This window comes from Haladaptatus sp. DJG-WS-42 (assembly GCF_037198285.1).
Classification (GTDB): domain Archaea; phylum Halobacteriota; class Halobacteria; order Halobacteriales; family Halococcaceae; genus QDMS2.
In genome coordinates this window covers 1,787,107-1,800,706 of sequence record NZ_CP147243.1, presented here as the reverse complement: position 1 = coordinate 1,800,706, position 13,600 = coordinate 1,787,107, and the positions used below count along the sequence as shown (strand labels likewise).

Below are 13,600 nucleotides of genomic sequence, written 5' to 3'. Positions count from 1 at the left end.
CGGCCAAGGGGAAGGGGATATGAGCAACCAATCAGCGACTCGACTAGAGCTATACGTCCGCTCGCTCGCACCGAGTGTCGCACGCAAACAACAAGACCGCGTTATCGCACAGTTAAAGAGCCTCAAAGACGCCGCCGCTATCGATGAGTATACCATCGAAGTCTGGGGCAAGGAGGTGTGTGCCACCACCGAAGCCGCCCGCACCGACGCGGGCAAGCAGGTGCTTGAGAAAATAACCGAATTCGAGACGTGGGCAGAGCGAAACGGACGGTCACTCTCGTCGGTGTTCGAAGTCCACGAGATTGATTCTGCCATCACTGGCGACCAGTACACGAGCATCGTCCTACCGCTCATGGTGCTCGCAGAGTATCACGACGATGACCTCATCGGGGTTGCGCCGTGTGCTTACGAAGGCGTTCCTGTGACGATCGACGAGTATCTGGTGACGCTCGATGAACAAACAGACCGCCCCCTAATCGCAGCCGGGCAAGCCGGTCAGTAGCGACCCTTTTCCGTCTCGCTCGCATCTTTCGAGTATGGACGACAGCCTCAAAGCAGGCATCGCCATCTACAACGCGGGCGAGTTTCACGCCGCCCACGACGCGTGGGAGGACGAATGGCTCGAACTCGAACCCGGCAGTGACGACGAGCGCCTGCTCCACGGGCTGATTCAGTTCACCGCCGCCATCCACCACGCCACGCGTGAGAACTGGGAGGGAATGGCAGGGCTGGTCGGGAGCGCACACGAGTACCTCACAGGTCTCCCCGAAACCTACCGGCGCGTGAACGTCGGTGTGGTTCGCGCCTATCTTGCAGGTCTCGAAAACTCCCCAGAGAGCATCGACCTCGAAGCGCCGTTGGTACTAACCTACGACGGCACACCGTGCCAGCTCCATCACCTCGATTTCCCCGCGGCCGCCATCGCCGCGAGCGTGTTGGCCGAGGAGTTGGGTTATGATGACGAAGTCGTTGCACAAGCCGTCGCCTACGCGAGCGAAGCGGTCGAGAAAAACGAAACGAATCAGTTCATCACGCTGGTCATGGATTTCGCCGCAGACGCGACGAATCGTGCGCTCGTCTTCGAGCGACTCAGCCAGCACGTTGCCCGGCGAAACGCGAAGGTGCGCGACGTCGACGGCCTGTTCGACTGACTCAGTCGTCGAAGTGTGCGGAGTTGTCCTGTGGCTCGTAGCCGAGCACTTCTTTCGCGCGCTCGATGGAGTAGTATTTTCGGTCGTTGTCGGAGATGCCGTAGACGATTTCGTAGTCGTAGTCGGCCTGAATACAGCGGTCGAACAGGTGGGCACAATCACGATACGAGAGCCACATCGCCTGCCCGCGCTCGTAGTCGATTGGCGGGTGGTCTTTGGTGAGGTTGCCAATTCGCACGCACACCACGTCTAAGTCGTAGTGGTCGTGGTAGTACCGGCCAAGGGTTTCGCCAGCGGCTTTACTGACGCCGTAAAGGTTGCTCGGCCGGGGGAGTTCCGTCCCGTCGAGTCGGAACTCGTCGTGGGTGCGGTAGATGTCGGGTTTTCGCTCCTCGGTTTCGAACGCACCAACCGCATGATTCGAGGAGGCGAAGGCGAACTTCTCTACGCCTGCGTCCACGGCCGCGTCGAGAATTGTCTGTGTGCCGTCGATGTTGTTCTGTAAGACGCTGTCCCAGGGGGCCTCGGGGCGGGGGTCGCCCGCGAGGTGGATGATTGCGCCGACGCCCTCGACCGCCTCGCGGATGGCTTCCTCATCCGTGATGTCGGCGACGACGTACTCGTGGTCGACCTCGCCGGTTGGGGGTTCGCGGTCGAGGAGTCGCCACTCGTACGTGTCGGCAATGCCGCCCAAGATGGCCGTGCCGACGCGGCCCGCAGCGCCCGTGAGTAAGACCGGGTCGTCCATTCAGATGGTTCTCCGAGCGGCGACAGTAAGTAACGTGCGATTCAGAAAAGCTGTCCGCAGATTAGGCGAGCCGCGCGAACGCCAGCGTGCCGGAGATGTTTTCGATGTAGATGTTCACCACGTCACCCTCATGTGCGCCGGGAACGAAGATGGTGTACTTGCCCTTCTCAGCGACGCCGTCGCCCTTGCGGCCGGTGTCGGTGATTTTGACCTCGTACGTTTTGCCCTCTTCGAGGACTGCTCGGTTCTGCGTCGTAGAGGTTGCCGTACGTTTTGCGACCGGACGGAACGCACCACAGGCCTCACAGCGGAGCATCTGGGTGCGCCCTTCCATCGTCAAACGGGTGTCAGGGAGGCCACACTCAGAACAGGTGACGAACTCTTCCATGTAGCTCTCGATGGCGGCCTCGAAGTCAGAGGCCGAAAAGGACCCGTTGTAACGTGCCCAGTTCTCGTCGATTTGGCCGTTGGTACCGAACTCGCGCTGGATGGCGCTGTGGAGGTGCTCTGGCTTGCGGGAAAGAGCGTCTGCAATCGCGTTCAGGTTTGTTAGACGAGTGAACGCCCCGTCTTTCTGCGCCTGCGCGTCTGGCACGCGAAGTCGGTCTTCGCTGCCCCGGAAGTCGGGCACAGACTCCATGGCCCGATCTAAGCTGGCTTCGTAGTCCATGGTCGGAAAAAGAGTTCGGGGCGTAAAGGAGTTGCGTGATTGGTTATCGCGCAGTGCCACACGAAGAGGTAAACCAGTTGCCAGCAGAATCAAAGACATGGAACCGACCGACGCAGAGACCGCCTGTTTCGAGGCGGGCATCAAGTTCGGCACGCTATACCACCAGTTCGCGGGCACACCGGTAAGCCCCGGGAGCGCAGACAGCCTCGCACGCGCGATGGAGGAAGCCATCTTGAACCAACCACACTGCGAGGACGTGACGGTCGACATCCGCAAAGACGACCTCGCGGCGGCCATCGACCACGGCTACACCGAACTCACGGGCAAGTTCATGGACGTCGAAATGCGCGTCGCCTACGAAGGCGTCACCGTGCGCACGCGTATGGCGATGGAAGGCGGCTACCCGATGATGCGCGTCGTCGATGTCGAGAACGAACAGTAACACCGTTTAGACGTCGCCAATCCGAAGAACCGGTTTGATGACGCGACCGTCTGCAACGTCCTCAAATGCGCGGTTGATATCCGAAAAATCGTAGAAGGTGACGAATTCGTCGAACGGAAAGCGGTCTTGTTGGTAGAGTTCGATAAGTCGCGGGATGAACACGGCAGGAATTGAATCACCCTGTGAGATGCCGCGAACCCTCCGTCCCCGAAGTACGGGCAGCAGTTCGAACGTTGGTTCCGGTTCTTCAGGTGCCCCGCCGAGCAGTCCGCACGTTCCCGTTTCGCGGGTTGCGCGGACTGCCTGACGGATGCGTTCCGGTGCTGAGGTCGTATCTAACGAAAAGTCCACACCATCGCCGGTCAGTTCTCGAATCGTCTCCACGAAGTCTGTGGTCTCCGCAACGTGTATCGTGTGCGTCGCACCGAAGTTTTCCGCCATTTCGAGCCGACTTTGGAGGCGGTCAACGGCGATGATTTTCGTACAGCCCGCGACGACAGCCCCCAACACCGCACTCAGTCCGACAGCACCGACCCCGAACACCGCAATCGATGTGCCGGGGGCTGGGTCGAGCGAGTTGAGAACCGCCCCACTTCCCGTCTGGACGGAACACCCGAGCGGCCCGAGGAGTTCGAGGGGAACATCGGTTGGAACGGCGACCACCTGTCGCGCGCTGACAACCGAGTGCGTAGCGAACGACGATTGCCCGAAAAAGAGGCTGACAGGGTCACCGTCTCTCTGGAGTGGTGAGGTTCCAGTGTCTCCTCTGACGCCCGCGAAATTGTACGCGCTAAGGTTCGAGCAGTACGCCGGATTGCCGTCCCGACAGTTCCGACACGTCCGGTCGTGGTCGAAACTGAGTACCACGTGGTCGCCCGGTGCAACCGTCGTCACGTTCTCGCCAACGGCTTCGACGACGCCTGCGCCTTCGTGTCCGAGCACGGCGGGAAGCGGTGTCGAAAAGTGCTGCTTGCGCACCGCGGCGTCGGCAGGGCAGATGCCGGTTGCGACGATTCGCACGAGCACCTCGTCTGCGCGCGGCTCGGAAAGGGTGAGTTCCTCGATGTGGAAATCCCCCGACGGCTCCGTTACGACAGCCGCGTTCACCGTTCTCATATCGGATACTATCGGCTCGTTTCAGATTAGGTGTACCGCGTCTGTTCGGGCACAAACTGTCACGCAAAACGAATCATGGCCGAAGAGATGGAATCGTGCTGTGTTGAAACCCCCAGCCCGCACGCGATTTTCACTTTCAGTTTCGGGCAATAGTATAAAAGGGATGCCAACGAATACCAGGCCATGAGTCAAGCGACGCTCAACGACGACGAACTCTTCGGCGAAGCGGCAAGCGAAATGCGGGCCGACGTCGAGTCGCATCTCCAGCAAGCATACGAGTCGCTCCCCGCCGCAGACGACGTGTGGGACGTGGAAGCCGAGAACACCCTCGGCGTGCTCAACTCACTGCGCTCTGCGCTGAACCCCGGCGACGCAGAAGAACACCTGCGCAACGCCAAAAAGTGGTACACGATGGGCGTGCGCGCCGACGCCTTCGAGGACGCAGACGACTTAGAAGAACAGATCGAGGACCTCACCGAACTCATCGAGGAGATCGAAGAGGCCCACGAGAAGGTCGGCGGCCTCACCTCGACGATTCCAAAGCTCCGCAAATCGCTCGAGGAGATGGGCGAGGAAGCGGAAGACGTGGACGAAGACGAGGAAGAAGAGTAATTATCGGTGGGTGGGCCGTGACACGTCTCGCTCGTTGACTGCTGCTAACAGATTCGAGAGCGCCGTTCCGGCGTCCGCGAGCAGCGCCTCGCCGCGTTCTGCGTCGCCTGCACTCGGGTCGCCGACCACACCGTTTTCCGTAAACTCCGCTGAATCCACCGCGAGGTTTACGTGACTCGTCCAGTCACCCCACCGGTCTGCCGCGCCCTTTCGAGCTTCTTCGATGCGGTCTTCGTGGACGAGGTCGGGGTTCGTGTGGCGGAGCAAGGCGGTTTCGAGCGGTCCGCCGTGTCCCATCTCGCTGTTTCCGGTGAACCACGTGAAGGGGACGGCGAAGGCGTCATCGTGGCGGGTGATGGTCTGGCAGACTTCGGCGAGTGCGTCGATGTTCCCGCCGTGGCCGTTCACGATGACGACGCGCGTCCAGCCGTGAGAGGCGAGGCTCTGGACAGTTTCGCGGACGTATTGGCGGAAGGTGTCCGGAGAAACCCAGAGCGTGCCCGTGAAGTGACGGTGTTCTTCGGCGATGCCGACGGGGATGGTTGGCGCGACGATGAGGTCGCCGTCGTAGGCATCGTGCCCGGCGGCGGCGACGGCTTCTGCGGTGAGGATGTCCGTCCCGAGCGGGGCGTGTGGCCCGTGCTGTTCGGTGCTGCCAACGGGAAGCAATGCGAGAGTCGTGTCGAGGGCGTCTGCGTCCGTCCACGTCTCCTCGGCGAGGTACATGGCTGACCCATGTGCCTGCCTGACCTTAATGTGTCAGTCTGTGGATTCAGTTCGCGCCTGTCTGCGGGCGGCGCGTTCGACGAATTCTTGGGGGAGTGAGTCGATTTCCCCGGCTTGGACGCCCCAGAGGTGGGCGTAGAGCCCGTCCGCGGTGAGCAGGTCGTCGTGGGTGCCGCGTTCGACGATGTTGCCGGCTTCGAGCACCACGATTTGGTCTGCGTCTTTGATGGTTGAGAGGCGGTGGGCGATGGCGAACGTCGTCCGGTCTGCGGTGAGTTTGTCGAGGCTTCGCTGGATGAGCATCTCCGTCTCGGTGTCCACGTCGCTGGTCGCCTCGTCTAAGATGAGGATGTCCGGGTCGCGGAGGACGGCGCGGGCGATGGCGATGCGCTGGCGCTGGCCCCCAGACAGTTTCACGCCGCGTTCGCCCACCATCGTGTCGTAGCCGTCGGGGAGGTTCATGATGAACTCGTGGGCTTCTGCGGCTTTCGCGGCTTCGACGATTGCCTCGTCGTCCGCGTCGAACGTCCCGTAGGCGATGTTCTCCATGACCGTGCCGTAAAACAGGAACGTGTCCTGACTGACGTAGCCAATCGAGTTGCGGAGACTGGAGAGGGTCACGTCGCGGATGTCCGTGCCGTCCACCGTGATGGCCCCCTCGTCCACGTCGTACATCCGGAGAAGCAGTTTGAGGAAGGTGGATTTGCCTGCCCCTGTTGGGCCGACGAGCGCGAGGGTTTCGCCGCCCGCGACGTCTACGGACACGTCTTCTAAGATGCGGTCGTCTCCGTAGCCGAAGGTGACGTGTTCGTAGGCGACGCTGCCGTCTTCGACGTCGAGGTCGATTGCGTCGGGTGCCTGCTCAATGCGCGCGGGTTCATCCATCAGCCCGAAGATGCGGGCGCTCGAGGCGCGGGCGCGCTGGTACATGTTGATGATTTGCCCGAACTGTGCCATCGGCCAGATGAACCGCTGGGTGTAGATGATGAACGCGACGAACTGGCCTGCGCTCAGGGTGCCGGAGAGGGGTCCGGGCGGCCCGTTGAGCACCCACAGACCGCCGACGGTGAACGTGATGACGAACCCGATTCCGGCGAGGACGCGGAGGGCGGGGAAGAACTTGATGCGCGTCGTGATGGCGTCCCAGTTGGCGTCGAAGTAGGTCATCGACACGCCATCGACGCGATCTGATTCGTAGGATTCCGTGTTGCTCGCCTTGATGACTTGGATACCGCCAAGGTTGTTTTCGAGTCGGGAGTTCACCTTGCCGACCGACGAGCGCACGTCGGCGTACTTCGGCTGGATGATATTGACGAACTTGTAGGTGAAAAACGCGATTGCAGGAACTGGCACGAGCGCGATGACGGCGAGTTGCCAGTTCATCGCAAACAGGATGACGGCGATGCCGACGACCATCACCGAGAGCCGGAACGCGGAGTTCATCCCGTCGTTCAAGAATCGCTCTAAGCGGTTGACGTCGTTCGAGAGAATCGACATCATCTCGCCGGTCTGTTTGTCGGCGAAGAAGTCCATGTTCAGCCGCTGCATCTTGTCGTAGGTGTCGGTGCGAATGGCGTGCTGGATGTTCTGGGCGAAGTCGTTCCAGCCCCAGTTGCGGAGCCAGTGGAAGCCAGCCCCGCCGAAAAAGGCCGCGCCGATGATGCCCGCAGAGAGCCAGAGTTGGCCGGTGCGGGTGGTCGGGAGCCACGCCTCGGGGATGAGCAAGAGGCTAAACGACGCCGTCTGGAAGAAGATAGCGTCGATGGCGACGGCGAGGATGAGCGGGGGCAAGAGGTCTAAAACACGAGCGACAACACTTCCGAAAAGGCCGATGGCGAACGAGCGTTTGTTAGAACTGCCGTACTGCGTGAACAGGCGCAACATCGGGTTCTCGACTCGTTCGCGCTGGGCTTCGAAGGGGTCGTCCTCGTCTGCGGGGACGTCCATTGCCCTGAGTCATGGGAGGGAGACGGAAAAGGATATGCCCAGTTATGCGGTGACAGTGACCGTGTCACCGACTGAAACGTCGTGGTCTGTCGTCCAGCCGCGGTTCACTTCGAGGACGTACTGACCGGTGCCGGAATAGCGCGTGAGGTCGTTGCCAGTGGTTCCCTCAGGTGGGACGGGCGCGTGGTAGATTTCGGTAATCGTCCCGTTCGCACCGACGAAGATGATGTCGAGCGGGAAATCCATATTCCGCATGACGTAGGTGTGTTCACCCTCCGAGTCGTAGGTGAATAGCATCCCCTCGTTCTCGTCTAAAGAAGTGGTGTTCGAGAGACCCGTGTAGCGTTTGTCCGGCGTATCTGCGATACGAGCGGTGACGACGCCGAGCTGCTGGCCGCGTTCGTCGGTAATCGTCACCTCAGTCCAGTTGTACTCATCGTCTGCGGGTGGGGCGGGCGGGCCGATGAGCCCAAAATTGAACGCGAGAAGGGCGACAATCCCGATGATGAGAAACGGGATTGGGCCTTTGAGGAGGGTTCGAGCCGAAAGGTCCATGGCTGTGAGGAGGCGTGGCCCCCCGGTAAGGGTTCCGGACGAGAAAGTAACTGTTATTCTTGGGCAGTGGTTTGGTTGGGGTGCGGGCTCGTGGTCTAGTTGGTTATGACGTGGCCTTTACAAGGCCGAGGTCGGTGGTTCGAATCCGCCCGAGCCCATTTCTGTTGCGAACAATCTCGTGAGCAACAGCAATGTTTGTGAGAAGGATTCTGAACCCTGCAAGACGAACAGAGTGAGTCTTGCTTTGGTTCGAATCCGCCCGAGCCCACTACATTTTGCGACGAGCAATTCCGCGAGTCGCAACTGTGTGACGCGAGGGTGATTCAATCAGACCAGACGCACGCAGCGTGAGCGAGTACGTCTGGGCGTGGTTCGAATCCGCCCGAGCCCATCAGATTTTGTGACGAGCAATTCCGCGAGTCGCAACTGTGTGACGCGAGGGCGATTCGAAGTAGGGAGCAGCTTGTCTGCGACCGGGGTTCGAATCCGCCCGGGCCCACCGGCAAACGCAGGTCAGCTGCTTCTCTAAAATCCGGTACTGCACCCCGCCCACATATGTATGCTAAAAATTAGCTCTTACTTTCCTGAGAGTCAATATAAAAGATTATGTTGTCAGGGAAGTAATGGTAAAGTGGCCTAACTGGAGGGCCCCCAAAATCCAGTGTGGAGTCATTTGTAAGCGAATGGGTCCACTCCCCCAGGGTCGCTGATGCTCCCCCACATTGCATCAGCGGTCCCCCATCTGTTCAATACCAACGAGAAAAATCGCCAGACACTAAGAGAGTGTCATGGCGATGCATGGTGGTTTCACGGGCAGTCGAGGAGACGTTTTCAGTCAATTTTCGTTGTTTTATCGGCTTAGCGCGTTCATAATAAACACCCACAGACGTTGAGTTGTGCATACACCGCTATGTCAACACAGGCTGCAGTGTTTGGAACTTTACTCGTCCTCCTTTCTACAACAGCGGGTGGGGCCGTGATTGGGGGCGCACAGACCGAAGTCGTCGTGATTGACGCATGTCAAACGATTTCAGAGTCAGGGGAGTACCGGCTCGGACAGAACATCTCGAACCAGGGGCGCGAAGCGTGCCTAAACGTCACCGCGAGCGATGTGGCCATCGACGGAGCGGGGTACACGATTGACGGCCCGGCACAGGGTGCGGCGATCCTCGTCGAGGGTGCGGGAACGCTCACCGACGTGACAATCGAGAACCTCTCGGTGCAACGGCGTAGTGGCGGCATCCAGCTCCACGGCGTCGACGGTGGCGCGGTCCAGAACCTCGTGCTCAAACACGGTGATGTGACCGGGGCAATCTACCTCGATAACACGACGGACGTGACGGTTGCGAACAACGATATCTCCCACAGCATGTTCGGTATCGTGCTCGACCACGCAGACGGGAACACGGTGGTTGAAAACAACTTCCGCGAAAATCATCTCGCACAGGAAACGCTCATCATCGACGATTCCTCGGACAACGACATCACAAACAACCGCTTCGTGGAGGGGACGGTTGACGTGCGACCAGACGCACCCGGAAACACCATCGTCGGGAACACGTTCCAGACGGACGGCAGAACCTACCAGAGCACGGCGTTCCTCATCCGGAGCGATAACAACGTGATTGCAGAAAACCGCATCAAGAACGTCGAAACCGGGATTGCGGTCACTGGGTCGAACAACAACGTCCACGACAACCACATCACCGGCGCAACCGAGTTTGCCATCACGGCGAGGGCAACCGGCCAAACCATCGAGGAGAACACGCTCGTCGGAAGCGGCGAAGGCATCGATATGGCTGGTGGCGGCATCCAGCTCGACGGTGGCGACCACGTCGTGACGCGAAACATTCTCACCGATAACGTCCACGGCATCGAAGTGCGTGCGGTCAGTGACTCGATGACCATCGAACGAAACCGGTTTACCAGCAACAACATCGGCATCGAAATCCACGAGACGGCGCTCTGTGGCGCGGGTGGCGAGGGCGCAGAACTCATCGAGATTCACGAGAACGACATCGTGAAAAGCCACGCCTACGGGGTCGTAAACCACGACAGCGACGTGGTCGATGCGACGAACAACTACTGGGGGTCGTCTGATGGCGTCTCTTCGCACGAAAGCGCATCCGGAACCGTCGTAGATCCTGTGAGCGGGACGGAAGCAGACGGCTCCGGTGACGCCGTCTCCGCGCGTCGTGGGACGAACACCGCCAGTGTGCAGTTCGACGGCTGGCTCGACTCGCCCGTGTTCGACGCCACGGCTGAGGCATAGACGGGAGTGGGCAGGCGAAACGGTCGTTTCGGCTGTCAATTTAGCAACTGAATAATACGATTCTACGGACGAATTTTTCTGCGTGGCCCCCATGCCTCGAAGTACTCGGTGTATAATTCTGAAAGCACGTGGACGCACTACAGGTGACACCGCCGGAAGCGCTATGTGTCACCACACCCCATTCTCCGCGATGGCAAAATCGTGTCCGAAGTGCAGCGGCTACGTCAAATCCGCTGGCGGGACTGACTATGAGTGCGTAGAGTGTGGAACGATGTTCGATGTGGCCGACCTGTTTTTGCCCTGACTCTGCCGCCGCCTTTCGAAATCCTTTTTTGTGCCGTCACCCTCCGTCCGATTGCACACAAGCGAAGTGCGCCGCCTTAGCTCAGCCTGGGAGAGCACTCGACTGAAGATCGGGCTGTCCCCGGTTCAAATCCGGGAGGCGGCATCCCCTTACTGGTTGAAGGGTATTCGACTACCCCTTCGCCTTCGTGCGTTTTTGATTAATCACTTAGGAGTTCAACCAGTGACTGGACGCACCCGTTCACGTATGATGTTCTGCAATAGCGCAGACGTGACGAGGGAACCTAGTTCTTTCGCCGGTGTTTGTGCGAAACACGCACGGAATCATCAAGTCGGATTCCGGACTGACTCGAATAAGATCCAGTAATCACACGCGCCTGCCCGTACTCTGTAAATCCGATTTGAAGGAGGTCTGATGATCGCTTCTTTTTTTAATAGGAATTTTCGAAGGTGTCTGAGAGATTGCGCAACTGATCCGGAGAAATGTACCATACTGAGGTAGAGATCCAGCGTTTGGCATTGTTTAACAAAGAACACTTTTGTATTTAAATCACGTACTCAGAACCGTACAATGTTCGATAACGATGGACCTTGGGAAAACAACACCATCGAAGATCCGCTTGAGACTGCCCCTTCGGAGTTTGAAGAGGTACAAGACGATAACGACCTGTGCGACTGTGACCCCGAGTACAAGGAGTCTCAAACAGTTCAGCGTTCAACTGGTGCTACCTTCGGCGGGTTCGGCGGGCAAATGGGAGACGGTACTACGGTAATTGTTTGTACAAAATGTGGTGGGAGATTCTACGAGAAGGATAGTGACCAACAGCGAGGGAACGGCTTCGATTCGATGTTTTGAGATAAGCTATGGAAGCAATTGGGAGACTTATTGGGAGCCTGCTGGCACTGTACTTCCTATTTGATTTCTTCTTTTGGAACGGAGGTTTGGTCGATCCAAGTATCCTCCAACGAATCGCAGATGTGACTGCCTTTCTCATCATCTAAGACAGATCGTTCAAAGGCCCCCGATCCGCTAGCAGTTTCGAACAAGAATGCTTAGTCTTCGACTTCGAAGCCCACAAAATCGATTGTTTGCTCGTATATCTCTTTCTGCTCGTCCATAGACGGCCGTATTCCCTGAGCGCGGGCCATCTCTATTAAACGAGCTACACGGTCCCCCATATGTGATATAGTCTCTCCACCCCACTTGTTTGGCTCTGGGACCAGGATCTTTCCGTCAACCCACACCAAATAACAGTAGTCGTATTCGTGACGATCCTTCAAGATTTTAGCTTTATATCGTGTTCCCTCTGTTTTCTCAAAAACATCCATCCAGGGTTCGTGATAGTCCATAAATCCACTCACCTGAGCTGTCTCAATACTGATAGAGCGGTCATTTTTGTAGACTAATTTTTCACCTTCGTCTGTTTCGCTAAACTCCCAGTCAGATGGGTCAGAAGTGTGAACAATATGGCGTACGTCTTCTGGGTACCACTTGCTTGGTGACGTGAATGAGTATATTGCGATAATGATTGAGACGGTTGAAATTGAGAGGGTAAACGCTGTAGGAACAGCGGAATTAAGGAATGAGCTAGGGAAAACACAATAAACCAAAACAAACACAGTTGCTATTATGAAGAATGCGGCGAAGAGCGATCTAAAATGTCGAAGTTGTCGAGGACTTACATCGGACATGTTCCAGTAGTCTTCCCACCTCTACTTGAGCAATTTGATATACTAAATCTGTGACCAATGAAAAGTCCATTAGCAGGCCGACTACCCCTACGAAATATCTGGCCCCATTATTTGAGGAGTAATCAGACGTTCTTGGAATTCCTTGCCAATTCCAAGCTTTCGAAGTATTACAAAAATTACAATCTTCCTTAGTTCAACCAAGCGCTCTGTATTATCGATAATTGGACTGCCATCACTTTCATGCACAACAACATTCCTAATCTCTCGGGAATGTTGGATGATCTCCTCAATCTCATCCATGTCAAATCCAATGTCGAGGTATTCAAGATATATTTTGATTTTGACAGCAGCACTATGTTCATACAAGTATCTCTTGTTAAACCGATACTCCAGAACGTCCAATTGTTTATCGCTGAGTCCGGATTCGAGACTACGCAATACCGTGCCGATAACCCATTCTATTTCGTCATCTGTGAATAGGTCACCCATCGCTTCTCGATACTCTGTATAATTTTGATTCGCACTGGATTCAAGAGCCATCCATAAAATAATAAATTTGGTTGATGCAAAATTCACAGCAGTTGCTTCCAGGAATTGACTAATCGTCCTCATTTTCTGCTTCTTCGCCCCTTCATTTGCAGATAAAACAGTGTCGAGAGCTGTGTCCAGAAACGGACCGATTCTGACACCGGGGTTCGATTGACCTCCTGGCACTCCGTGTATCAGTTTGAGATTCGTATTGTCTATGTCGAATTTGCAAATGCTCATCGTCAAAAATGGAGCATCTGGATCATCTCCTTCATAATATCCGTTAAACCGTACGTCACGGTTTAGAGCAAACGACAGAATCTGAGAAAGAACATCGATGATATTCTTCGCTTCTTCGATAGGCTGGTCAATATAGGCGTTGGCTGTATGCCAATACCCGTGGGCATATTCACTACCATTTTCTCGACGCTGGTTCTCAAATTCCTCCGCCCCTTCGAGAAGTTCAATTCGAATTTCATATTGGTCGTTTGTATACTCTGCCTCAGGCATATGTACGTTATATAAGGGGAATACAAGCTCTGTCATTTATTACCAAAGCGATCACCAACCTGAAAAACCTGCTGCTCAACAATCACAGTTGATTGGGTTTCCAAAATTTTCCACCCAAGGACTGTATATCGATTAATCACACCGGGCAAGTGGTTTCCGTATACACGCATCTGCTGGAGTAGTGGAGGTTCCAGTGTGATTACTGCGGTTTCCGAATCCGGAGCTACTGCACCGGAATGCGGGTGAAAAGGATGATAGCGTCCACTCACAAGGCATATTTGACGAAATCAGTCCCAAATAGCACGTCACGGTTGTCACAAGAATATCA

Annotated in this window: 14 protein-coding genes and 2 tRNA genes; 8 read left to right on the top strand and 8 right to left on the bottom strand. The window is 56.7% G+C overall.

The features are described from left to right. Positions 1 to 19: 19 nt before the first annotated feature. Both V5N47_RS09880 and V5N47_RS09875 read left to right on the top strand, forming a co-directional pair. Complete coding sequence (locus V5N47_RS09880) at positions 20 to 502, top strand: HTH domain-containing protein (RefSeq protein WP_338727208.1); 483 nt, start codon at positions 20 to 22, stop codon at positions 500 to 502. A gap of 34 nt (positions 503 to 536) precedes the next feature. Further along, complete coding sequence (locus V5N47_RS09875; protein WP_338727207.1) at positions 537 to 1,151, top strand: DUF309 domain-containing protein; 615 nt, start codon at positions 537 to 539, stop codon at positions 1,149 to 1,151. Between the two features lies 1 nt (position 1,152). On the opposite strand, the gene azf is transcribed toward V5N47_RS09875, so the two are convergent. Together azf and V5N47_RS09865 are read right to left on the bottom strand one after the other, a co-directional pair. Further along, positions 1,153 to 1,899, bottom strand: coding sequence for an NAD-dependent glucose-6-phosphate dehydrogenase Azf (gene azf / locus V5N47_RS09870; RefSeq protein WP_338727206.1), 747 nt, complete (start codon positions 1,897 to 1,899; stop codon positions 1,153 to 1,155). 61 nt (positions 1,900 to 1,960) lie between these two features. Then, entirely contained in the window at positions 1,961 to 2,569 is a 609-nt protein-coding gene (locus V5N47_RS09865) for a translation initiation factor IF-2 subunit beta (protein WP_338727205.1), read from the bottom strand. A gap of 97 nt (positions 2,570 to 2,666) precedes the next feature. Here V5N47_RS09865 and V5N47_RS09860 point away from each other — a divergent pair, with 97 nt between their 5' ends. Then, positions 2,667 to 3,011, top strand: a complete 345-nt coding sequence (locus V5N47_RS09860; protein WP_338727204.1) for a dihydroneopterin aldolase family protein — start codon at positions 2,667 to 2,669, stop codon at positions 3,009 to 3,011. A gap of 6 nt (positions 3,012 to 3,017) precedes the next feature. Here the strand turns inward: V5N47_RS09860 and V5N47_RS09855 are convergent, their stop codons facing one another. Further along, entirely contained in the window at positions 3,018 to 4,127 is a 1,110-nt protein-coding gene (locus tag V5N47_RS09855; protein WP_338727202.1) for an NAD(P)-dependent alcohol dehydrogenase, read from the bottom strand. A 183-nt stretch (positions 4,128 to 4,310) separates the two neighbouring features. On the opposite strand from V5N47_RS09855, the gene V5N47_RS09850 reads away from it, so the two are divergent. Then, a complete protein-coding gene (locus tag V5N47_RS09850) occupies positions 4,311 to 4,739 on the top strand; it encodes a DUF5790 family protein (protein ID WP_338727201.1) in 429 nt (142 codons plus the stop codon). On the opposite strand, the gene V5N47_RS09845 is transcribed toward V5N47_RS09850, so the two are convergent. Genes V5N47_RS09845 through V5N47_RS09835 form a run of 3 tightly spaced genes read right to left on the bottom strand, consistent with a single transcriptional unit; the run spans position 4,740 to position 7,967 of the window. Then, positions 4,740 to 5,465, bottom strand: coding sequence for a creatininase family protein (locus tag V5N47_RS09845; protein WP_338727200.1), 726 nt, complete (start codon positions 5,463 to 5,465; stop codon positions 4,740 to 4,742). It lies immediately after the preceding gene. A gap of 33 nt (positions 5,466 to 5,498) precedes the next feature. Beyond that, the gene (locus tag V5N47_RS09840; RefSeq protein WP_338727198.1) at positions 5,499 to 7,412 is read right to left on the bottom strand and encodes an ABC transporter ATP-binding protein; all 1,914 of its coding nucleotides are present in this window, start codon (positions 7,410 to 7,412) and stop codon (positions 5,499 to 5,501) included. 42 nt (positions 7,413 to 7,454) lie between these two features. Continuing rightward, on the bottom strand, positions 7,455 to 7,967 hold the full coding sequence (locus V5N47_RS09835; RefSeq protein ID WP_338727197.1) for a DUF192 domain-containing protein: 513 nt from the start codon (positions 7,965 to 7,967) through the stop codon (positions 7,455 to 7,457). 84 nt (positions 7,968 to 8,051) lie between these two features. Here V5N47_RS09835 and V5N47_RS09830 point away from each other — a divergent pair. The 4 genes from V5N47_RS09830 (at position 8,052) to V5N47_RS09815 (ending at position 11,398) form a co-directional block, all read left to right on the top strand. Then, positions 8,052 to 8,125: transfer RNA gene (locus V5N47_RS09830), tRNA-Val, on the top strand. A 752-nt stretch (positions 8,126 to 8,877) separates the two neighbouring features. After that, positions 8,878 to 10,239 carry a NosD domain-containing protein gene (locus tag V5N47_RS09825; protein ID WP_338727196.1) on the top strand — a complete coding sequence of 454 codons (1,362 nt, stop codon included), beginning with the start codon at positions 8,878 to 8,880 and terminating at the stop codon, positions 10,237 to 10,239. Positions 10,240 to 10,613: 374 nt separating this feature from the next. Next, a tRNA-Phe gene (locus tag V5N47_RS09820) sits at positions 10,614 to 10,687 on the top strand. A 426-nt stretch (positions 10,688 to 11,113) separates the two neighbouring features. Beyond that, positions 11,114 to 11,398, top strand: a complete 285-nt coding sequence (locus V5N47_RS09815) for a hypothetical protein (protein ID WP_338727195.1) — start codon at positions 11,114 to 11,116, stop codon at positions 11,396 to 11,398. A gap of 197 nt (positions 11,399 to 11,595) precedes the next feature. On the opposite strand, the gene V5N47_RS09810 is transcribed toward V5N47_RS09815, so the two are convergent. Continuing rightward, complete coding sequence (locus V5N47_RS09810; protein WP_338727194.1) at positions 11,596 to 12,234, bottom strand: hypothetical protein; 639 nt, start codon at positions 12,232 to 12,234, stop codon at positions 11,596 to 11,598. An 87-nt stretch (positions 12,235 to 12,321) separates the two neighbouring features. Beyond that, positions 12,322 to 13,308, bottom strand: coding sequence for a hypothetical protein (locus V5N47_RS09805; RefSeq protein ID WP_338727193.1), 987 nt, complete (start codon positions 13,306 to 13,308; stop codon positions 12,322 to 12,324). Between the last annotated feature and the right edge of the window lie 292 nt (positions 13,309 to 13,600).